The sequence below is a fragment of the Rhodanobacter sp. C03 genome, from assembly GCF_002001175.1.
Taxonomy (GTDB): domain Bacteria; phylum Pseudomonadota; class Gammaproteobacteria; order Xanthomonadales; family Rhodanobacteraceae; genus Rhodanobacter.
Window position 1 is genome coordinate 533273 of the sequence record NZ_MUNT01000001.1, and the last position, 19447, is coordinate 552719.

Here is a 19447-nt window from a genome sequence, read left to right on the forward strand (position 1 = left end):
CGATAGGCTGATCAGTAGTTGTAGTTGACGCCGACGTAGTAGCTACGGCCGAGGGCGTCGTACATGCCGGCACCTTCGCTACCGACACCGAAGACGTTGACCGGCGGATTGCGATCGAACACGTTGGTGATACCCGCGTACACCTGCAGGCCCGTCTTGTCGAAGGTGTAGCTGACCTTGGCATCGTTGAAGAAGCCGGCGCCGTAACGGATCGGCGTGGTGGAGGTCGGGTTCGACTTATAGCTCTCGTTGCTCACGCGCAGCATCGACGAGAAGTAACGGGTGTTCCAGTTGAGCATCCAGTTGTTCAGCGTATAGGTGGCGCGCAGCGAAGCCTTCCACTTCGGGAAGCCGAACGTGCCGTTGTCCTGGATCGACTCTTCCGGGTCGTCCTGGAACGGATATTCGGTGAACGCGATCACCTTGGTAGCGTCCAGGTTCCAGCGCATGGTGCCGGCACCCAGGGCATGGGTGTAGTACGTGCCAATGTCGACACCCGAGGTCTTCAGTGCCGAGATGTTCTGCACGATCGACTGGACGTAGTTGATCTCATGCTCGCTGTCGCGGGTCACGTTGCCGCAGTAGATGTTGCCGATGCCGCTGGGCGTATCCACGCAACGATTGGCAGTTTCCTGGCCGCTGATGGCGCTGATCGCGTCGGTCAGCTTGATGTTCCAGTAGTCCGCGGTCAGGCCGAAACCGTCCAGGAACTGCGGGGTGAACACCAGGCCGGCGGTCCAGGTACGGCCCTGTTCCGGCTTCAGGTTCGGGTTGCTGCCCGAGATGCCTTGTACCGAGCTGGTACGGGTGGACTGGAAGTTGGCCGGCACGCCGAGCGCGGCGCAGTTGGCGGCACGCACCGCCGGATCCGCGCCGTTCTTGAGCTGGTTGACCGAGCAGGGATCGGTGATCGTGAAGAAGTTCTGCGACTGGCCGCTGAACAGTTCGTCGATGTTCGGTGCACGCACGGCGCTGGACACCGTGCCGCGCAGGCGGATGTTGTCGTCGATGGCCCAGTCCAGGCCCCAGCGCCAGGCCTTGGTGTGGCCGATGGTGCTGTAGTCGGAGAAACGCACGGCGGCATCGAAGGTCAGGTTCTTGGCGAGGCTGCGATTGGACAGCAGCGGCATCGCGGTTTCGATATAGCCTTCCTTCACGTCATACGCGCCACCCGAGCTCGGGATTGCGTTGAGGAAGGTGAGACCGGCGACGTCCAGCGGATCGGTGTTCTGATGGCTGGTTTCGCGACGGAACTCGACGCCACCGACGACGCTGGCCGCACCGGCATCGCCCGGCATCTCGAACAGGTTGTTGTTGGTGATCGTGCCGCCACCGACAAACTGGGTCAGCTTGGACTTGGTGGTCGTGGTGGTATTGAACCACTGCGCCGCAGCCGGGTTGATCGCGCCGGCGCCGAACAGGCTGGTGGGCACGCAGCCCGCCACGTCGAGCGGATTCAGTACCGTGCCGGTGCCCGTGTTGACCGAGTTCGGATTCAGCGTCGAGCGGCAGACGATGTTGCCGTTGCCGTCGCGCACCGCGTCGATCGAGGCGTTGAAGCGATCGACGATGCGGTTGTTGAGATTATGGCGGGTCTCGCTGGTTTCGCCATAATTCACCGAGGCGTCGTAGTCCCAGTCGCCGGCGATGATGCCGTTGGCGCCGAACACGGTACGCACGGTGTCGCGTTTGGTGTCTTCGCCGCGGCGGCCCGCATCCGTGTCGAAGCGCGACAGGGTGATCGACTTGAGGTTGTTGGCATCCATCAGCGCAGCGAGGCTGGGCGTGATGTAGGCATTGTCACGCGCGATCTTGTAGGGCGTGTGGCTGGTGCTGGAGAACGCCGGCTGGCTGAACTTCTTGACGTCGGCGTGGTTGTAGGTGCCTTCGGCGTACAGGCGGTGTTCCGGCGTGATGTCGAACGAGGCGACTGCGCTCAGCGTGGTGCGACCGTATCGCGGCTGCAGCTGGGAGACCGAGTTGAGATCCAGGTAGTCGCAATCCTGGCAACGGCCGGCGTTGTCGTAGGTGCCATCGAACCGCTGCTTGCGCACGCTGCCGTCCGGATTGAACACGTAGCGGTTGGTGATGTCGGTCGAGCTCTTGCCGAGGTAGAACGTACCGCTGTCAAGATTGGTGTAACCGCCTGCATTGTCGAACAGTGCGGTATCGGTCGGGCCGTTCGGCGTCTTGATCGCGGCGTAGGACTTCTGGCCGAAGCGGTCGTGGAACTCCAGCGCAGCCTGGTCGCTATGCTCCACCGACACCGCGATGTTGCCGCGGTCCTGGGCGAAGTTCATGCCGCCGGTCAGCGAGAGCAGCTCCTTGTTGAAGCCGCCGTGCTCGGAGCTGCCGAACTGTGCATGCAGGTTGGCGCCCTGGTAGTTCTTCTTCAGGATGAAGTTGACCACGCCGGTGACGGCGTCGGCGCCGTACACCGCCGAGGCGCCGCCGGTGATGATTTCCACGCGTTCGATCCAGTCGGCGGGGATCATGTTCACGTCGACTGCCGTGCTGCCGGCGCTGGCGCCGACAAAGCGGCGGCCATTGACCAGCACCAGCGTACGGTCGGTGCCGAGGTTGCGCAGATCCTGCGACTGCACGCCGGCGGTGCCGATGAAGCGGGTCGAGTTGCCCATGGTGAACGTGGTGGCCAACTGCGGGATCGTGGTCATCACGTCACCGATGTTGATCGCGCCGGTCGCCTTGATGTCAGCGGAGGTGAGCACGCTCACCGGGGTCGGCGAAATCACGTTCGGGTTCGAGATGCGGCTGCCGGTTACCGTCACGGTATCGAGCTGCTTGGTCTTGCTGGTGGCGCTGTCCTGGGCCGTGGCGGCGGTCGCATCCTGCGCAGAAACTGTCCACGTCTGCAGCATCAGCGCTGCCGCGATGGCGGCAGCGAGCAAAGTATTTTGTTTCATGATCTGGAAAAACTCCGAACAAAAGCAGCCGTGGACCGGCTTGGAAAGCCAGTCATTCAGGCATCTGGGACGGCGCGTCTTACCCGGGGTTGGGATCACGCACCACGGCATCGTCGAGCTTGGGGGAAAGACGAAGTGGGGCCGACGGTAAGCCAAAACGCAGTCGATTCGCAAGAAAAAACGTCGTGTAATTACGTTATGGCCGGTCGACCATTGTTCGAAAGCAGCGTTTCAAGTACTTAATTAAACGAGAAATAGTGATGAGGTTCACTTTTTCGAAGCCTGCGGGATCGTGATGGCGTGCGACGGTACGGCGACTGGCTCCGGCATCCTTGAGGTGCTGGCGGGTTGCCAGCGGACGTCATGTGGCACGCTTCAGTGCCTGGAGTGGCGCGTTGCCCCGTGAGCCGGCATCGAAGCTGCCGGCGTCAGGCGATTTGATTCGGCCACCCCTGCGTCGATGGCATGTCCCGATGGTGCACAAGGCGTTGGTGACACGATGGCGCCATCCGCTGACCACTCGGAGTCGACGATCGAATGGCTGACCTCCCCATGGGCCGGCCCGGATACACTTGGTCTTTGCCAGCCACTGTTGCCACCATGCCCCAGCCTTTCGTCGTTCATTTCAATCCGGTGGCTTTTCACCTCGGCCCGATCCAGGTGCACTGGTATGGACTGATGTATCTGCTCGGCTTCCTGAGCGTTGCCGTGCTGGGTGAATATCGCCGGCGTCACGGGCGCTTGCCGGTCAGCCGCGATGCGCTGGGCGACCTGTTTTTCTACGGCATGATGGGTGTGATCGTCGGCGGCCGCGTCTGGTACATGCTGTTCTACTACGCCGGCGGCATCCACTGGATCTGGAACGAGCCGCTGGCCCTGTTCAAGGTGTGGGACGGCGGCATGAGTTTCCATGGCGGCCTGCTCGGCGTACTGGCGGCCGGCTGGTGGTGGTCGCGCCGGCAGCGCCTGCATTTTTTCGACACCGTGGATTTCGTCGCGCCGCTGGTGCCGATCGGGTTGGGTCTGGGCCGGCTGGGCAATTTCATCAATGGCGAACTGTGGGGCAAACCCACTGCGCTGGCGTGGGGCATGCTGTTTCCGAATGCGCGTGCCGATGACGTGGCCTATGTCGACAGTCATCCGGCATGGTTGCCGCAACTGCAGCAGTTTGGTGGCCTGGTGCGGCATCCTTCCCAGCTGTACGAAATGGTCCTCGAAGGCGCCGTGATGTTTGTGGTGATCTGGCTGGTGTCGATGAAGCCGCGGCCGCGTTACCTGGTGTCGGGTCTGTTCGCGCTGATGTACGGCTGCTTCCGCATCGCGGTGGAATTCGTGCGGCTGCCGGATCCGCAGCTGGGTTATCTGGCCTTCGGCTGGGTGACGATGGGGCAGCTGCAGTCGTTGCCGCTGGTGCTGATCGGTCTGTGGCTGATCGCCTTGTCGCGCCGTGCACCCACGTTGCCGCTCGCCCCTGTGGCGGCGAAGGGCTGATCGTGCGCGCCTACCTCGACCTGCTCCGCCACGTGCTCGACCACGGCACCGAAAAGACCGACCGCACCGGCACCGGCACGCGCAGCGTGTTCGGCTGGCAGATGCGCTTCGATCTGACGGAAGGTTTTCCGCTGGTCACCACCAAGAAGCTGCACCTGAAGTCCATCGTGCATGAGCTGATCTGGTTCCTGCGCGGCGATACCAATATCGCCTACCTGAAGGAACACGGCGTGCGGATCTGGGACGAATGGGCCGATGCGAACGGCGACCTTGGACCGGTCTATGGCCAGCAATGGCGCGCGTGGCCGACCGCCGACGGTGGCGTGGTCGACCAGATCCGTTGGGTAGTCGACGAGATCCGGCGCAACCCCGATTCGCGCCGGCTGATCGTCAGCGCATGGAACGTTGGCGAGTTGCCGAAGATGGCGCTGCTGCCGTGCCACAGCCTGTTCCAGTTCTACGTGGCGGACGGCAAGCTGAGCTGCCAGTTGTACCAGCGTTCGGGCGACATCTTTCTCGGCGTGCCGTTCAACATCGCCAGCTATGCGCTGCTCACCCACATGGTGGCGCAGGTGTGCGGGCTCGGCGTGGGCGATTTCGTGCACACGCTGGGCGATGCGCACCTGTACAACAATCACATCGAGCAGGCGCGGCTGCAGCTGACCCGCGAACCCCAGCCGCTGCCGCGACTGCAGCTCAATCCCGACGTGCGTTCGATCTTCGATTTCCGCTACGAGGACATCGCCATCGAAGGCTATGCGCCGCTCCCGGCGATCAAGGCCGCCGTCGCCGTGTAGCCGGTATCCGGCTTCGTAGGGCGGGCATTGCCCGCCCTGCAAACACGCTCATGCGCTGCAATAGTTGCCGCTCGCCAGCCCATCCACAACCCCATGCCAGGCGGTCACACCCTCACCTCTGGGATGCAACGCATCCTGCTAAGATTCGAGGCATTCGGCAGCGCCATCCGCAGGCGTGGGCCACTCCATCGAACATGCCTTCCAAGGATTAAAAATGGCCATTTCGCTGATTGCCGCACTTGACGAAAACTTCGCTATCGGCCGCAAGGGACAGCTGCCGTGGCACCTGCCGGATGACCTGCGCTGGTTCAAGCAGCTGACCACCGGCAAGAACGTTCTGATGGGCTACAACACGGCGGTCTCGATCGGCCGCGCGCTGCCGGATCGGGTCAACCTGGTGCTGTCGCGCCGGCACGAGGCGCCGTTCCCCGGGCAGATCACGGTGCGTTCGGTGGAGGAAGCACAGGCCCGCACCGACAACACCGGACTGATGGTGATCGGTGGCGGCGAGGTGTTTACCGAGGCGTTGCCGCGCGCCAGGCGCATGTACCTGACCTGGGTCGCCGCCGCGGTCGATGGTGCCGACACGTTCTTCCCGGGCGTGCATTTCAGCGACTGGGTCGAGGTCTCGCGTGTGCACCACAAGGCCGATGCCGAGCACGCCCACGATTTCGACATGGTTGAATACCTGCGCAACAGCTGATGCCTGCACCCGCCGCGCCCAAGCCGGTGGTCATGCATGTGATGGCCGGCGTCCTGCTCGATGCCGAGGGGCGTGTGCTGCTGGCGCAGCGTCCGCCCGGCAAACATCTGGCTGGCATGTGGGAGTTTCCCGGTGGCAAGCTCGAGCCAGGCGAGGTGCCCCTGGCCGCGCTGGCGCGTGAGCTGCATGAGGAGCTGGGCATCAACCTGCAACGCGCCGCGCCGCTGATCCGGGTGCCGCGTCATTACGTCGATCGCGAGCTGCTGCTGGATACATGGCAGGTCGATCAATGGGAAGGCGTGCCGCAATCGCGGGAAGGCCAGGCGTTGCAGTGGCTGCTGCCGGCCCAGGTCGATCCGGCCATCCTCACGCTGGCCGATCGCGCGATCCTGCAGGCGCTGCGGCTGCCGCCGCGCTACCCGATCACGCCGTCGGATGTATCGCCGGATCAACGCGGCCTGTGGTTCGAGCGGATCGGCCACGCGATCGTGCGCGGTGAGCGGATGCTGCAACTGCGCCTGCCGCTATGGCCGCGTGAACTGGTGCGCGAACTGGCAGCCGCCCTGTTGCCGCTGGCGCGACGACATGACACGCAGTTGTTGCTGCATGGCGATGTCGAGGGTGCGCGCAGCCTGGGCATCGGTGTGCACCTCAGGAGCACGCAACTGTCCGCGTTGTCCGAGCGTCCGTTGCCACTGCAGCAGCTGGTCGGCGCCAGTTGCCACGATGCGGCGCATCTGGCGCAGGCGTCACGGGTCGAGGCGGACTTCGCCACGCTGTCGCCGGTAGCCGCCACTCCCAGCCACCCGCAGACATCTCCGTTGGGCTGGCCGAGATTCCAGTCGCTGGCCGAGGCCGCGTCGTTGCCGGTGTATGCGCTGGGCGGCGCGGCTCCCCTGCAGATCGCCCAGGCCCGCCAGCACAGCGGGCAGGGCGTTGCCGGCATGCGCGAATTCTGGCCGTAAAGACGTCCGCCAATCGGGGCTGTAAGAGTGAACCCTGCCCGCAAGGGACTTCCTTCGGTCGTACGCGATAGCTTTTCGGCAAAGGCCATCGCGCACAGAGCCTCCACCGAACTCGATCCGGGGGTGCGCTCCTACGCAGGATTACGCGGTGGCCGCCAGCGCCAGATAGCGTTGATGCAGTTCGGCGACGGCTGCGTCGAGGGCAGCTTCGTCGCCATCATTCGTGATCACGTCGTCGGCGAGCGCCAGTCGCTCGGCGCGGCTGGCCTGCTGGACCAGCATGCGCCGGGCCAGCGTCTCGTCGATGCCATCGCGACTCATAAGCCGTGCGAGCTGCATGGTTTCGGGGGCGTCGACCAGCAGCACGCGATCGACCCAGCGATAGTGCGCGATGTTTTCCGCCAGCAGCGGAATCGCCAGCAGTCCATACGGTCCGCGTTCGGCCAGTGCATGCTCATGCAACCACTCGCGCACCAGTGGATGGATGATCGCTTCCAGCATCTGCCGCGCCGCTGGATCGGCAAACACGCGCTGGCGCATCGCCCGACGGTCCAGCCGACCCGATGCATCCAGCACACCAGCGCCGAAGGTATCGATGACCGCAGCCAGCCCCGGGGTGCCGGGCTCGATCACTTCCCGAGCAGCGATGTCCGCATCGTGCACATGCACACCGAGTGTTTCGAAGCGCCGCGCCACCGCGCTCTTGCCGGCAGCGACGCCACCGGTCAGCGCGACGATCATGGCGCGCGGTTCGCTCATCGCAGCCCGGTCAGGTGCATGTAGCCTTGCAGCAGCTCCGGTCCGGCCACGAACCAGGCCCAGCCGGCGGCAGCGATGAACGGGCCGAACGGCATCGGCACCTCGCGCTGGTGCCGCCGCAACGCGATCAGGCTGCCGCCGACCAGTGCGCCGATCAGCGACGACAGCAGGATGATCGGCAGCAGCGCCACCGGTCCCATCCATGCGCCCAGCGCAGCAAGCAGCTTGAAATCACCGTAGCCCATGCCCTCCTTGCCAGTCAGCAGCTTGAATACCCAATACACACTCCACAGGCTCAGGTAGCCGATGGCCGCGCCGATGATCGCCGCGGGTGCGGCGACGAACATCGGCAGCAATGCCAGCAGCAGGCCCAGCCACAGCAGCGGAAACGTCAGCTGGTCTGGCAGCAACTGGGTGCGAAAGTCGATGCCGGACAGCGCGATCAGGGTCCAGGTCAGCAGCAGTCCCGCCAGCGCAGGCCATGTCGGTCCGAACTTCCACACGATCACCGCGCTCAGCACGCTGCTGAGCAGCTCCACCAGCGGGTACTGGATCGAGATGCGCGCCTGGCAGTAGCGGCAGCGCCCGCGCAACAGCAGCCAGCCGAACAGCGGAATATTGTCCAGCGCCGACAACGGATGCTTGCACTGCGGGCAGTGCGAAGGCTCGCGCACGATGCCCGGCGGCAGCGGCGCGGCGTCGGCTTCAAGTTCCAGTACTTCGCGTGCCTCCTGCCGCCAACCTGCCGCCATGCGTTCCGGCAGGCGCAGGATCACCACATTGAGAAAACTGCCGACCAGCAGCCCCAGTACGGCGGCGAGGGCGATCCACAGGGCAAAGGGGAGGTCGGGCATGCATCGGCCTTGTGTTTTTGCAAATAAAAGCGGCGGGCAATGCCCGCCCTACGAAGCGTGATGCCATTGTAGGGTGGGCATTGCCCGCCGGCTTTGATTTGGTTTGTTGGGGTCGTGTCAGAACGTGCCGGCGAGCTTGAAGATCGGCAGGTACAACGCGATTACCATGCCGCCGACCAGGGTACCAAGCACCACCATGATGATCGGTTCAAGCAGGGTGGACAGAGTGTCGACGGCGTTGCTGACTTCTTCCTCGTAGAACTCGGCCACCTTGAACAGCATGTTGTCCAGCGAACCGGACTCCTCGCCGATCGCGGTCATCTGCACCACCATGTTGGGGAACAGGCCGGTCTGTTTCATCGCCAGTTGCAGCTGGTGGCCCACCGCGATGTCGTCGCGCATCTGCTTGACCGCGTCGCCATAGACCACGCTGCCGGTGGCACCCGATACCGCATCCAGCGCCTCGACCAGCGGCACGCCGGCGCGGAAGGTGACGCCAAGCGTGCGGGCGAAGCGGGCGATAGCGGAATTGCGCACGATATTGCCCATCACCGGCATCTTCAGCGCCATGCGGTCGAGGAAGTGGGCAAATTTCACCGAGCGTTTCTTCGCAACGATCAGCGCAACGACACCGCCGACGACAATGCCGATCACCAACCACCAGTAGCTCTGCATGAACTGCGAGGCGCTGACCAGGATCTGGGTCGGTGCCGGCAGGTCGGCGCCGGCATCCTTGAAGGTCTTCGCGAACACCGGCACCACGAACAGCAGCATGATCAGGCAGACCAGGAACACCACGACCAACACCATCATCGGGTAGAACAGCGCCTTCTTGATCTTCTTCTTGATCGACTCCGTGCGCTCCTTGTAGGTGGCGACGGTAGCCAGTACGGTATCCAGCACGCCGGAGGTCTCGCCGGCGTGCACCAGGTTGCAGTACAGCTCATCGAACTGCACCGGGTAGCGACCAAGCGCCTCATGCAGGGCCGCGCCACCTTCGATGTTCTGTTTCACATCCAGCAGGATGTTCTTGAAGCGGACGTTCTTCTGGCCATCGGCGATGATGTCGAAGGCCTGGACCATCGGCACGCCGGACGCCATCATGGTGGCGATCTGGCGGCTGAAAATCGCGACATCGCCCGGCTTGACCGTGCTGCCTGAAGCGCCGAACAGCGGCTTGGCGCGTTCCTTCACCGTCTGCGGATTCATGCCTTGGCGGCGCAGCTCGGCCTTGACCAGCGAGGCGTTCTTCGCCGGCATGTCGCCTTTCATGCGCTTGCCGCGCTTGTCCAGCGCCACCCACTCGTAGGTGGTCAGCCGGCTGACTTCGGCCCGTTGGGCGCCGAGCGCGCGCGTCTTGTTTGCGTTTGCGGTAGCCGTGGCCATACGCATCTTCCCCCGGAAGTTCAGTCCAGACCTGCCGAAGTCGGCAGTGGACAAGTTGTTTATACAGCTTATGTCACCCGGCCGCCCCAAACCGTGGCGCCGCCCGCATGTTCGATGCTACGGGCGTCGCGGAACAGACGGTCACTCCTTGGTTACCCGATCGATCTCGGTCAGGCTGGTCAACCCATTCTTTACCTTGAGCAGGGCCGACGCGCGCAGATCGTTCACCCCGGCGGCACGGGCCACCTCGGAGATTTGCATTGCATTGCCGCCCTGCAGGATGATTTTCTGGATGTCCTCCAGCATCGGCATCACCTGATAGATGCCCACGCGGCCCTTGTAGCCCTCGTTGCAACTGTCGCAGCCGACGGCTTCATAGACCGTCAGACCGGCGTCGATGTCAGCCTGGCTGAAGCCCGCGGCCAACAGCACGGCCGGCGGCAGTTCCATCGGCTTTTTGCATTCGTGCAGGCGGCGCGCCAGGCGCTGGGCGATGATCAGGGTCACCGAGGAGATGATGTTGTACGGCGCGATACCCATGTTCATCAGGCGCGCGATGGTCTGCGCGGCGTCGTTGGTATGCAGGGTGGACAGCACCATGTGGCCGGTCTGCGCCGCCTTGATCGCGATCTCGGCGGTTTCCAGGTCGCGGATCTCGCCGACCATGATCACGTCCGGATCCTGGCGCAGGAACGAGCGCAGCGCGCTGGCAAACGTCATGCCGCGCTTCACGTTCTGCTGCACCTGGTTGATGCCCTCGACGCGGATTTCCACCGGGTCCTCCACCGTCGAGATGTTGCGCTCGTCGGTGTTGAGCATGTTCAGGCCGGTATACAGCGACACGGTCTTGCCGGAACCGGTTGGGCCGGTGACCAGCACCATGCCGTACGGCTTGTGGATCGCGTCGATGAAGAGTTTCTGCTGTTCCGGCTCATAGCCGAGCTTCTCGATGCCGATCTTGGCGGAGGAGCCGTCCAGGATGCGCAGCACGATCTTCTCGCCGAACAGGGTCGGCAGCGAACTCACGCGGAAATCGATGGCGCGGGTCTTGGACAGGTTGAGTTTGATGCGGCCGTCCTGCGGCACGCGCTTCTCGGCGATGTCCAGTTGCGCCATCACCTTGATGCGCGAGGAGATGCGGTTCGCCATCTTCATCGGCGGGCTGGCCACCGCACGCAACATGCCATCCATGCGCAGACGCACCCGGTACTGGGTCTCGAACGGCTCGAAATGGATGTCCGAAGCACCGCGACGGATTGCGTCGACCAGGATCTTGTTGACGAACTTCACCACCGGTGCATCGTCCAGAGCGTTGGCATCAATGCCGCTCGACTCTGACTCCTCGTCGCCGCCTTCGATATCCAGGTCGTCCAGGTCGCCGCCACCCATGTCGGGCATGCTGTTGCGGATGCTGTTGAGCAGGGTTTCGATCGTCCGCAGCAACGAGCCGCGTTCGACCAGAATCGGCTCCACCATGCAATTGGAGTGGAACTTGATCTCGTCCAGTGCATGTGACTGCATCGGATCGGCGATGCCGACAAACAGCCGCTTGCCGCGCCGGAACAGCGGCAGCGCCTGGTGCTTGGTGATCAGCGCTTCGCTGATCAGATCCATCGGCATGGTGGTGGGATTCAGCGTGGTCACATCCATCATCGGCATACCGAACTCGGCCGAGGCGATCTGGGTCAGCTGGGTGCTATCGACCAGGCTTCGGTCCAGCAACCACGCCGCCAAGGTGGTCTTGTTCTGGCTGCTGTCGGCCATGGCCTTGCGTACGTCGGCCTCCGGCAGCACCCCTTCGGACACCAGCCGGCGCGCCATGCCGGACAGACCCGCGAGCGACGGTTGCAATTGAGATGACATAACCTACTCGACCTTGCCCCTGTATGTGGTTGAATCTACCGCAGTCCGGCCCGCAGGTCATCCTTTGCCTGCAAGCCGGAGCGGTCACGTGATGCGGCGCACAAGACACCGATTGTCTTCCCGTCGTGTAGAAGCGCACCTTGTGCGTGATGCTTGCCCTTGGCAACCACGATCAAGCCCAATCGCGCATGCCAAACCAAGCCCGCATGCACAGGTGAGCTCGTGCACCTGTCACTCGTGCATCTGTCGGATGAGCACCTAAGACCGTCCGCTGGTTCAAGCGGGCAGTCCACGTCCGACGAAGCAGGACTCAATCGAGCGCACCGATGCCCCCGGCATCCTGACCAAACCGCCGTCCAGCCTTCACGCTATGATTCCTGTTCACCCGAGGGGAGCCATCTGTTGAACCGTCTGAGCATCATTCTGCCCGCCAAGAACGAGGCGCCTGCGCTGGCCGCGCTGCTGCCTCGCCTGCGTGCCACGCATCCCGAGGCCGAAATCATCGTGGTCGACGACGGTTCCACCGACGACACCCGCAGTATCTGCAAGGACAATGGCGTCGCATGCCTGTCCTCGCCGTACTCGATGGGCAACGGCGCGGCGATCAAGCGCGGCGCACGTGCAGCGACCGGTGACATCCTTGTGTTCATGGATGGTGACGGCCAGCACGATCCGGCCGATATCGCGCGCCTGCTGCAGGAATTGAGCCGCGGCTACGACATGGTGGTTGGCGCGCGCGACTGGAGCAGCCAAGCCGGTGTCGGCCGCGGCCTCGCCAACACCTTGTACAACTGGCTGGCCACGCGCATGACCGGTCATCCCGTGCTGGATCTCACCTCCGGCTTCCGCGCCGTGCGCGCGGACAAGTTCCGCGAGTTCATCCACCTGCTACCGAACGGTTTCAGCTATCCCACCACCAGCACTATGGCGTTCTTCCGCAGCGCCTATCCGGTTGCCTATGTGCCGATCAAGGCTGCCCAGAGGGTTGGCAAGAGCCACATCAAGCCAGTACGCGACGGTCTGCGCTTCCTGCTGATCATCTTCAAGATCGCCACGCTGTACTCGCCATTGAAGCTGTTCGTGCCGGCCAGTGCAGTGTTCTTTCTGCTGGGTTGCTTCAATTACGCATGGACCTTCATGCACGATGGGCGGCTCACCAACGGCAGCACCTTGATGTGGAGTGCAGCCGTGATCGTATTCCTGATCGGCTTGATATCCGAGCAGGTCACAGCGCTCATGTATCGACGTGACAGCTAGATGAGATCAGTTGTGACCCCGCAGGTCCGCGGTATCGGCAATTCCTGCAGCATCTCGCAAGCGAGTTGCGAGATGCTGTAGCCGGGACACTTTGAAGCATTCCGCTTAAAGACGCTTAAGATACCCATCGGGCGCCACGGTAATAAGCAGCTTGCTCTCCAGCGCTTTGTCCACTTCGAATGCTAAGGGCGCGCCATCTGCGGCGAGCCGGCCTTCATCTTTCAGGCGACGCTGATACTCCCACACCGCCGTTTTCGGGTTATTGCCCTTACCCCACGGACGGTCAGGGAACATGGCATCAGGAAGGTCTTCCACCACGGTGTCAAACACCACGCAATAGCTGCCTTGGCTGGTCAGTGGCGCGTAGGCTTCGAGTTCAGCCAAAACATGCTCATGCGTGTGGTTGGAATCGAGGATGACCAGGATCCGTTCGTAGCCAGCTGCGGCCTGGTGAACTTTGGCGATTATTTCCGGAGCGATCGAGGAGCCCTGGATCATGTCGATCCGATGCGCCATCGGATGTGCCTCAATCGCTGTGCGGTTGTGGGCGCGGATATCGATGTCGATGCCGAGTACCCGGCGGCGGGTAGCCTGCGGGTCGAGCTTTTGTCCGCTGTTCACTGCATCGCAGTAGTCGAGCAGTGCGAGCATCGATGCGCTGAGGATCAACGAGCCGCCGTGGGCGATGCCTGCTTCGATGATGAGATCGGGCCTGACCTGCCAGATCAATTCCTGCATTGCCACCATGTCTTGGGGATACTGGATGATCGGGCGACCCAAGGTCGAGAAGTTATAAGAGTACATCGCGGCAATAGATGCTTGCATGAAGGATTGCGTACACGCTTTCAAAGCCTCGTCGTTCATGTTTTTTCTGACGCGACCATCAACTTCGTTTGTGAAATTATTCATGTGCGATCTACCGAGATGTAGTTCAAATGATTGCCGCCAAGACTGGATATTTCTTCCATATAATTTGAGTTCATCACGAACACGTCGCCACCAGTTGAAAGTTTTGTCAGTCCATCTGCTGGTGAAAGGACCGGCAGCGCTGATCCACCCAAGAATTTTCCTTGCTTAGCGGGATTGATGTCGATGGCAAAGTCCAGCGGTGCCCCGCGTGTTGCCATGTGATGTGAAAACATGACACCTTTGGCAGCGGCGCCCCACACTATCCTGTTACTCGCCTTCAATGGTGTATTCAAGCAGCCTTCGAGCTCGCCCAAAAAATTTTGTGGAAAGTGGACGACATCAACCAACCCGACCAATTCGGGCTCCCTTAATGACGCTAATTCCGCGATCACGTAGATATATTGACCGCCGAACAAATGGCCCATTTCGTAAGTGACACCGAACATGCGATTGAAATCGGACAGGCGAAAGTAATTGACATGTTCATAGAAAACATCAAACCAGGCACGTTGCTGAATTATCCAATCCAGGCATGGGACTTCAATATAGATTTTCCCTTGACCACCATTGGCTGAAGCAATGGCACGCAAAAACTCCAAAGGCTGAGGTATGTGCTCGAGTACGTGGCGCAATACAACTGCATCCGCTTTGATCTTCAGACTGGCATCAAAGTGCTGCTTGTGAATATAGGGTGCATCGCCTTCATAGGCGGGATCAACACCGATGGCGTCGTGTCCCCGCTGCCGAATGAGATCCAGAAAGCCTCCTTTTCCGCAACCGACCTCAAGGATTCGTCCACCCGAAAAGTGTAAGTCAATTTTTCCAAGCACTTCATTCAGATGAGACTGAAAGATGTGCGAGTGCCCTTGCTCGTTTTGATAGCTCTCGTCGTAATTGAGTATTTCTTGGTCATAGGCATCGTTGAATACAAGCCCAGTCTTCATGTCCTGCACCAGAACGACATCACCAGAGGGGCAGCTTTTCGCAGCCTCAGGACTATTGAACATCTTGTTCTGGTAGGCAGGAACACCATGCAGCCGAAAAAGTTCTTGTTTGCTCACAATGCCTCCAAAATTGCGTCCAGTTTCCCCCGGGTTCCCCAGAACGACATCGGCTCGATCTCGGAATAAGGAATGCGTCCCAGATTCATCGTAATGCTTGAATGTCTCTCGACGATCCACGCTTCGACGAGTTCGCGCACCGTAGTGGGTGTGCCGCTGCAGACGTTGACGACGCCTACATCAATCGGAGACAACGCTATGTCACAGACGATTCGAGCAGCTTCTTGAATAGGAAGGAAATCCCGTACTTGCTCACCGCCAGACATGTCGAACTCGGTATCACCGCGCTGTATCGCGGTTGTCAGCAAGGAATACAGCGAATTTTTCGATTGGCCTGGGCCATAAAGATAGAAAAGTCGCAACCATGCCAGTTGGTAGGGACAAGTGGAATTCAACTCTTCGAGATGCTTTCGCAACGTGTCTTTGGCAGCACCATATTGCGTGCATGGTTGTGTCTCGCTGCTCTCGGAAATTTCACCTGAAGTCATGCCGTATTCAAAGCAGGTGCCAGTCACAACCAGTCTCTTCAAGCCTGATGTCAGGCATGCCTCGAGAAATCGTAGCTGTGTGGGGAGCTCGGTTTCGATGTGTGCGCGGGATTGATAATTGGGCAGCCCATCCCACGCCAGATGAACAAGCACGTCGGGGGCGCCCATCAATTGGTAGGGATCCGAGGACACCTTGGCGATGTCCATCGGCAAAATTTCCGTCCTGCTGTTTTCGAGAAATGATCGCTCCGATGTTCGGCTTGCGACCACTATGTCCACATCACGCGCCTGCAGCTCGCGCAACACATGCCGACCGACAAACCCGCTTGCGCCAGTGATGGCAACGCGCATCCGTCTACTCCACGCTCAGGCCGGGAACAAAAGTAACGAAGCGGCCACCCCATTCGCGAATGTAACTGAGCTGAGCAGTGATTTCGTCGCGCAGATTCCACGGCAGGATCAGCACGAAATCGGGTCGATCCTCGCGCAGCCGCGATTCGTCGACGACAGGAATCCGTGACCCGGGAAGCCAGTGCCCTTGCTTGTGTGGAGATGCGTCGACCACGTATGGCAGCAGGTCGGGTTTCACTCCGGCATAGTTCAGCAGCGTATTGCCTTTGGCGGCAGCTCCGTAACCGGCAATCTTGCGCCCGGCCCGACGCTGCTCCAGCAGGAAGGTAAGGCAGCCGTTCTTGACCTCGTCGGCTTGGATCTGGAAATCCCTGTAGTAGGCCGCATCCCGCATGCCCGCGTCAGCCTCCTTGGCCAGCAATTCCGCGACAGCAGGAGTCTCGGTGCGCTGGCTGTGTTCATGCGTGGCCCAGATGCGTAGCGATCCGCCGTGCGTGGGCAGCTGTTCGACGTCCCACACGCACAGGCCATGGGCAGCGAAGATGTTACGTACGGTGTGCAGTGAAAAATACGAGAAATGTTCGTGGTAAACCGTATCGAACTGCCGTTGTGCGACCAGTTCCATCAGGTGCGGAAATTCCACTGTTATCGTGCCTTCACGAGCCAGAGCCCCCGCCATCCCGGCGACAAAGTCGTTGATGTCAGGCACATGTGCCAACACGTTGTTCGCTACGATCAGATCGGCCGTTCGCCGTTCGCGCACGAACTCGTCGGCAAATTCTCGACCAAAGAAACGCTCCAGGGTTTCAATGCCTTTCTGTCGCGCGGCGTTCGCCGTGCCATTGGTGGGCTCGATGCCGATACAGGGGATGCCACGAGCGGCGACGTATTGCAGGAGATAGCCATCGTTGGAGGCTATCTCCATCACCAGACTGCTGTGGTCCAGTCCCAGCTTGGTCACGGCTTCTCCGACGTAGCGTTCGGCATGAGCCAGCCACGAGCGTGAGAATGAGGAGTAGTAGACGTAGTCCGGAGCGAACAACGCTGCGTGCGATTGCACTTCGTCGACCTGTACCAGTCGACACGTTCCACAAGTAAACAACTTCAACGGAAACCAGGTTTCCGGTGCGTTGAGTGAGCTCGCCGCCAGGAAGGCATTCGAGGGTGGCGCGCTACCGAGGTCGAGGAATACGTCCTGCAACGGCGTTGCGCAAAACCGGCACTTCATGATTCAACCTCGCTAAAGTAGACACCGGTGAATTTGTCGTCCAGCAACGGTGTGTTGCGATCCTTTTCCGAAACCTGGGTTACGGGTAGCGGCCATGCGATCGACAAGGCCGGGTCATCATGACGAAGCGCGCCTTCATGCTGGCGATCCCACGCAGCGGTATGCAGATACAGCAATTGCGCGTCGTCAGTGAGAGTTTGAAAGCCGTGGGCAAACCCTTCGGGTATGAAGAATTCCATCGGCCCGTCTTCGCCCAGTTCGACGCCGTGCCAATGCAGAAAAGTCGGCGAGCCGGCGCGCAGATCGACCGCAACGTCAAATACGCGGCCTTGGAGACAGCGAATCAGCTTGGCTTCGGCCGCCGGCGGATATTGAAAATGCATGCCGCGAACGCTACCCACGTGCGAAGTGCAGGAAATATTGATCTGCGTCCAGTGCAGGTTGGGCCGCAACTCGGCGCAGGCGGTTTCGCAGAACACCCGGACGAATTGGCCACGTTCGTCCCGGATCGGCACGGTCTCGATCAGCATCAAGCCGTCCAGTGGGGTGCGATGAATCTTCATGCTGCCCAACCCAGGCCTGCAGAGCGCGCAGCAGCCACATAATTTTGCAAATCATCGCTGCTGTGTACTTGGCCACGTTCGTAATAGGCGCGGTACCACGCAGTGGTGTACCGAAGCGTGTCCTCGGCATTCCACACGGCGCGCCATGCAAGCATCTGCGCGGCTTTCGAACAATCCAGTCGCAACGTCTTTGCCTCATGTGGGTGGTCGCCTGGCTGGCGCTCGCTGCGCAAACCGGGCCACTGGGTTTGCATCTGCGCCACGAGCGCCTGCACGGGCAACGTGGCGTCGGCTGCCGGTCCGAAATTCCATGGACCTTCAACCGGATCTCCGGCGAGCAGGCCTTGTCCGAGTCGGAGATAGCCCGACAAAGGTTCCAGCACATGCTGCCAGGGGCGAATGGCATCCGGATTGCGAATTTGCAACATGGCGCCGGTCGACGCGGCACGTATCAGGTCCGGCACCAGTCGATCCTCCGACCAGTCGCCCCCGCCGATGACATTGCCTGCGCGTGCGGTAGCTACCCGTGGTCCCTGTTCATGGAAGAAACTCTTGCGATAGCACTCCGTCACAAGTTCGGCACAGGCCTTGGAGGTGCTGTAAGGGTCATGGCCACCCAAGGGGTGGTCTTCGTGATAACCGGCATCGACCGGTTGTTCCAGATAGACCTTGTCGGTGGTGACATTGACCAGCGCTCGTACTGACGGCACACCACGGATGGCTTCCAGCAGATGCACCAGTCCAAGCACGTTGGTATCGAAGGTGGTCAAAGGTTCGCGATAGCTGCGCCGCACCAGCGGCTGTGCAGCCAGGTGAAAGATGATCTCGGGCTGGACTTGTTCAATTGCCTGCCGCACTGCGTGACCGTCGCGCAAATCCATGCGCAGATCGCGCACATGGTTCAAGCCGAGCAGGGACCAGTGCGCTGGATCGGTTTCAGGCGCGAGTGCCAGGCCTGTGACCCGAGCGCCAAGTGCAGTCAGCCACAGGCACAGCCATGAGCCCTTGAAACCGGTATGCCCGGTAACCAGGACTTGGCGTCCGGCATAGCTGCCACCAAACAGATCTTTCAAGGCCAGACTTTCCACGGTGCATTGCCGCTCTGCCAGAGCTCCTCAAGCTTGAGCTTGTCCCGCAGCGTGTCCATGGGCTGCCAGAAACCCTCATGGGTATAGGCAGAAATCTGGCCGTCGCGGGCCAATGCTTCGAGCGGCGTGCGCTCCCACATGGTGGCGTCGCCATCGATGTAATCGAGTACGCCGCGCTCCAGCACGAAGAAGCCGCCGTTGATCCACGAGCCATCGCCAGAGGGCTTTTCCTCGAAGCGAATGATCCGGTTGTCCTGGATGTCGATGGCGCCGAACCGCCCTGGCGGTTGTACGGCGCACATGGTGGCCAGACCATTTCTGGTTTTATGGAATGCAAGTTGAGCGGTGATGTCGATATCGGCAAGACCGTCGCCATAGGTGAAGCAGAATGTCTCGCCGTCCAGATAGTTTTCCACCCGCTTCAATCGTCCGCCGGTCTGGGTGTGCTCCCCCGTATCAACAAGGGTGATGCGCCAGGGCTCGGCATGCTTGTGGTGGACATCCAGCCGGTTGGTGGACAGGTCGATGGTTACGTCCGACATGTGCAGGAAATAGTTGGCGAAGTATTCCTTGATCACATAGCCCTTGTAGCCCAGGCAGATAATGAAATCATTGATGCCATGATGGGAATAGATCTTGAGGATGTGCCAAAGCACCGGCATGCCCCCGATCTCGATCATGGGCTTGGGTCGAATCGTGGTTTCTTCGCTCAGGCGAGTGCCGAGTCCACCCGCAAGAATTACAGCTTTCATGTCCAGTG

Annotated in this window: 17 protein-coding genes; 5 read left to right on the top strand and 12 right to left on the bottom strand. The window is 61.1% G+C overall.

What is annotated here, in order from left to right:
- Positions 1-11: 11 nt before the first annotated feature.
- Positions 12-2924, bottom strand: a complete 2913-nt coding sequence (locus B0E48_RS02250) for a TonB-dependent receptor (RefSeq protein ID WP_168170272.1) — start codon at positions 2922-2924, stop codon at positions 12-14.
- Positions 2925-3524: 600 nt separating this feature from the next.
- Between B0E48_RS02250 and lgt the strand changes: the two genes are divergently transcribed.
- From lgt to B0E48_RS02270, 4 genes are all read left to right on the top strand, one after another.
- Positions 3525-4415, top strand: a complete 891-nt coding sequence (gene lgt / locus B0E48_RS02255; protein ID WP_077515799.1) for a prolipoprotein diacylglyceryl transferase — start codon at positions 3525-3527, stop codon at positions 4413-4415.
- A gap of 2 nt (positions 4416-4417) precedes the next feature.
- Positions 4418-5212, top strand: coding sequence for a thymidylate synthase (locus tag B0E48_RS02260; protein WP_077515800.1), 795 nt, complete (start codon positions 4418-4420; stop codon positions 5210-5212).
- 214 nt (positions 5213-5426) lie between these two features.
- Complete coding sequence (locus B0E48_RS02265) at positions 5427-5915, top strand: dihydrofolate reductase (protein ID WP_077515801.1); 489 nt, start codon at positions 5427-5429, stop codon at positions 5913-5915.
- A complete protein-coding gene (locus B0E48_RS02270) occupies positions 5915-6880 on the top strand; it encodes a Nudix family hydrolase (protein ID WP_254423819.1) in 966 nt (321 codons plus the stop codon). The genes B0E48_RS02265 and B0E48_RS02270 overlap by 1 nt, the downstream gene beginning before the upstream one ends.
- A gap of 141 nt (positions 6881-7021) precedes the next feature.
- On the opposite strand, the gene coaE is transcribed toward B0E48_RS02270, so the two are convergent.
- The 4 genes from coaE to pilB form a co-directional block, all read right to left on the bottom strand.
- On the bottom strand, positions 7022-7639 hold the full coding sequence (coaE, locus tag B0E48_RS02275; RefSeq protein ID WP_077515802.1) for a dephospho-CoA kinase: 618 nt from the start codon (positions 7637-7639) through the stop codon (positions 7022-7024).
- Positions 7636-8493, bottom strand: coding sequence for an A24 family peptidase (locus tag B0E48_RS02280; protein ID WP_077515803.1), 858 nt, complete (start codon positions 8491-8493; stop codon positions 7636-7638). Before B0E48_RS02280 ends, coaE begins: the two co-directional genes overlap by 4 nt.
- A gap of 117 nt (positions 8494-8610) precedes the next feature.
- Positions 8611-9879 (bottom strand): type II secretion system F family protein, encoded by a 1269-nt coding sequence (locus B0E48_RS02285; protein ID WP_077515804.1) that lies wholly within the window; start codon positions 9877-9879, stop codon positions 8611-8613.
- 141 nt (positions 9880-10020) lie between these two features.
- Positions 10021-11742, bottom strand: coding sequence for a type IV-A pilus assembly ATPase PilB (gene pilB / locus B0E48_RS02290; RefSeq protein WP_077515805.1), 1722 nt, complete (start codon positions 11740-11742; stop codon positions 10021-10023).
- Between the two features lie 402 nt (positions 11743-12144).
- Between pilB and B0E48_RS02295 the strand changes: the two genes are divergently transcribed.
- Positions 12145-12999 (top strand): glycosyltransferase family 2 protein, encoded by an 855-nt coding sequence (locus tag B0E48_RS02295; protein WP_077515806.1) that lies wholly within the window; start codon positions 12145-12147, stop codon positions 12997-12999.
- 105 nt (positions 13000-13104) lie between these two features.
- Here the strand turns inward: B0E48_RS02295 and B0E48_RS02300 are convergent, their stop codons facing one another.
- Genes B0E48_RS02300 through rfbF form a run of 7 tightly spaced genes read right to left on the bottom strand, consistent with a single transcriptional unit; the run spans position 13105 to position 19439 of the window.
- Entirely contained in the window at positions 13105-13908 is an 804-nt protein-coding gene (locus B0E48_RS02300; protein ID WP_077515807.1) for a cephalosporin hydroxylase family protein, read from the bottom strand.
- Complete coding sequence (locus tag B0E48_RS02305) at positions 13905-14969, bottom strand: class I SAM-dependent methyltransferase (protein ID WP_217317782.1); 1065 nt, start codon at positions 14967-14969, stop codon at positions 13905-13907. The genes B0E48_RS02300 and B0E48_RS02305 overlap by 4 nt, the downstream gene beginning before the upstream one ends.
- Positions 14966-15808: an NAD(P)-dependent oxidoreductase gene (locus tag B0E48_RS02310; protein ID WP_077515809.1), complete on the bottom strand. Its 843-nt coding sequence runs from the start codon at positions 15806-15808 to the stop codon at positions 14966-14968. Before B0E48_RS02310 ends, B0E48_RS02305 begins: the two co-directional genes overlap by 4 nt.
- A 4-nt stretch (positions 15809-15812) precedes the next feature.
- On the bottom strand, positions 15813-17036 hold the full coding sequence (locus B0E48_RS02315) for a class I SAM-dependent methyltransferase (RefSeq protein ID WP_077515810.1): 1224 nt from the start codon (positions 17034-17036) through the stop codon (positions 15813-15815).
- Positions 17033-17599, bottom strand: coding sequence for a dTDP-4-dehydrorhamnose 3,5-epimerase (rfbC, locus tag B0E48_RS02320; protein WP_077516890.1), 567 nt, complete (start codon positions 17597-17599; stop codon positions 17033-17035). The genes B0E48_RS02315 and rfbC overlap by 4 nt, the downstream gene beginning before the upstream one ends.
- Complete coding sequence (gene rfbG / locus B0E48_RS02325; protein WP_254423821.1) at positions 17596-18672, bottom strand: CDP-glucose 4,6-dehydratase; 1077 nt, start codon at positions 18670-18672, stop codon at positions 17596-17598. Before rfbG ends, rfbC begins: the two co-directional genes overlap by 4 nt.
- Positions 18669-19439, bottom strand: coding sequence for a glucose-1-phosphate cytidylyltransferase (gene rfbF / locus B0E48_RS02330; protein ID WP_077515812.1), 771 nt, complete (start codon positions 19437-19439; stop codon positions 18669-18671). The genes rfbG and rfbF overlap by 4 nt, the downstream gene beginning before the upstream one ends.
- Positions 19440-19447: the final 8 nt, after the last annotated feature.

Excerpts from the sequence above, each read along its gene's own strand:
- B0E48_RS02250 (WP_168170272.1), bottom strand. The coding sequence starts at position 2,924 with ATGAAACAAAATACTTTGCTCGCTGCCGCCATCGCGGCAGCGCTGATG.
- lgt (WP_077515799.1), top strand. The coding sequence starts at position 3,525 with ATGCCCCAGCCTTTCGTCGTTCATTTCAATCCGGTGGCTTTTCACCTC.
- B0E48_RS02265 (WP_077515801.1), top strand. The coding sequence starts at position 5,427 with ATGGCCATTTCGCTGATTGCCGCACTTGACGAAAACTTCGCTATCGGC.
- B0E48_RS02270 (WP_254423819.1), top strand. The coding sequence starts at position 5,915 with ATGCCTGCACCCGCCGCGCCCAAGCCGGTGGTCATGCATGTGATGGCC.
- coaE (WP_077515802.1), bottom strand. The coding sequence starts at position 7,639 with ATGAGCGAACCGCGCGCCATGATCGTCGCGCTGACCGGTGGCGTCGCT.
- B0E48_RS02280 (WP_077515803.1), bottom strand. The coding sequence starts at position 8,493 with ATGCCCGACCTCCCCTTTGCCCTGTGGATCGCCCTCGCCGCCGTACTG.
- B0E48_RS02285 (WP_077515804.1), bottom strand. The coding sequence starts at position 9,879 with ATGGCCACGGCTACCGCAAACGCAAACAAGACGCGCGCGCTCGGCGCC.
- pilB (WP_077515805.1), bottom strand. The coding sequence starts at position 11,742 with ATGTCATCTCAATTGCAACCGTCGCTCGCGGGTCTGTCCGGCATGGCG.
- B0E48_RS02300 (WP_077515807.1), bottom strand. The coding sequence starts at position 13,908 with ATGAATAATTTCACAAACGAAGTTGATGGTCGCGTCAGAAAAAACATG.
- B0E48_RS02310 (WP_077515809.1), bottom strand. The coding sequence starts at position 15,808 with ATGCGCGTTGCCATCACTGGCGCAAGCGGGTTTGTCGGTCGGCATGTG.
- B0E48_RS02315 (WP_077515810.1), bottom strand. The coding sequence starts at position 17,036 with ATGAAGTGCCGGTTTTGCGCAACGCCGTTGCAGGACGTATTCCTCGAC.
- rfbC (WP_077516890.1), bottom strand. The coding sequence starts at position 17,599 with ATGAAGATTCATCGCACCCCACTGGACGGCTTGATGCTGATCGAGACC.
- rfbF (WP_077515812.1), bottom strand. The coding sequence starts at position 19,439 with ATGAAAGCTGTAATTCTTGCGGGTGGACTCGGCACTCGCCTGAGCGAA.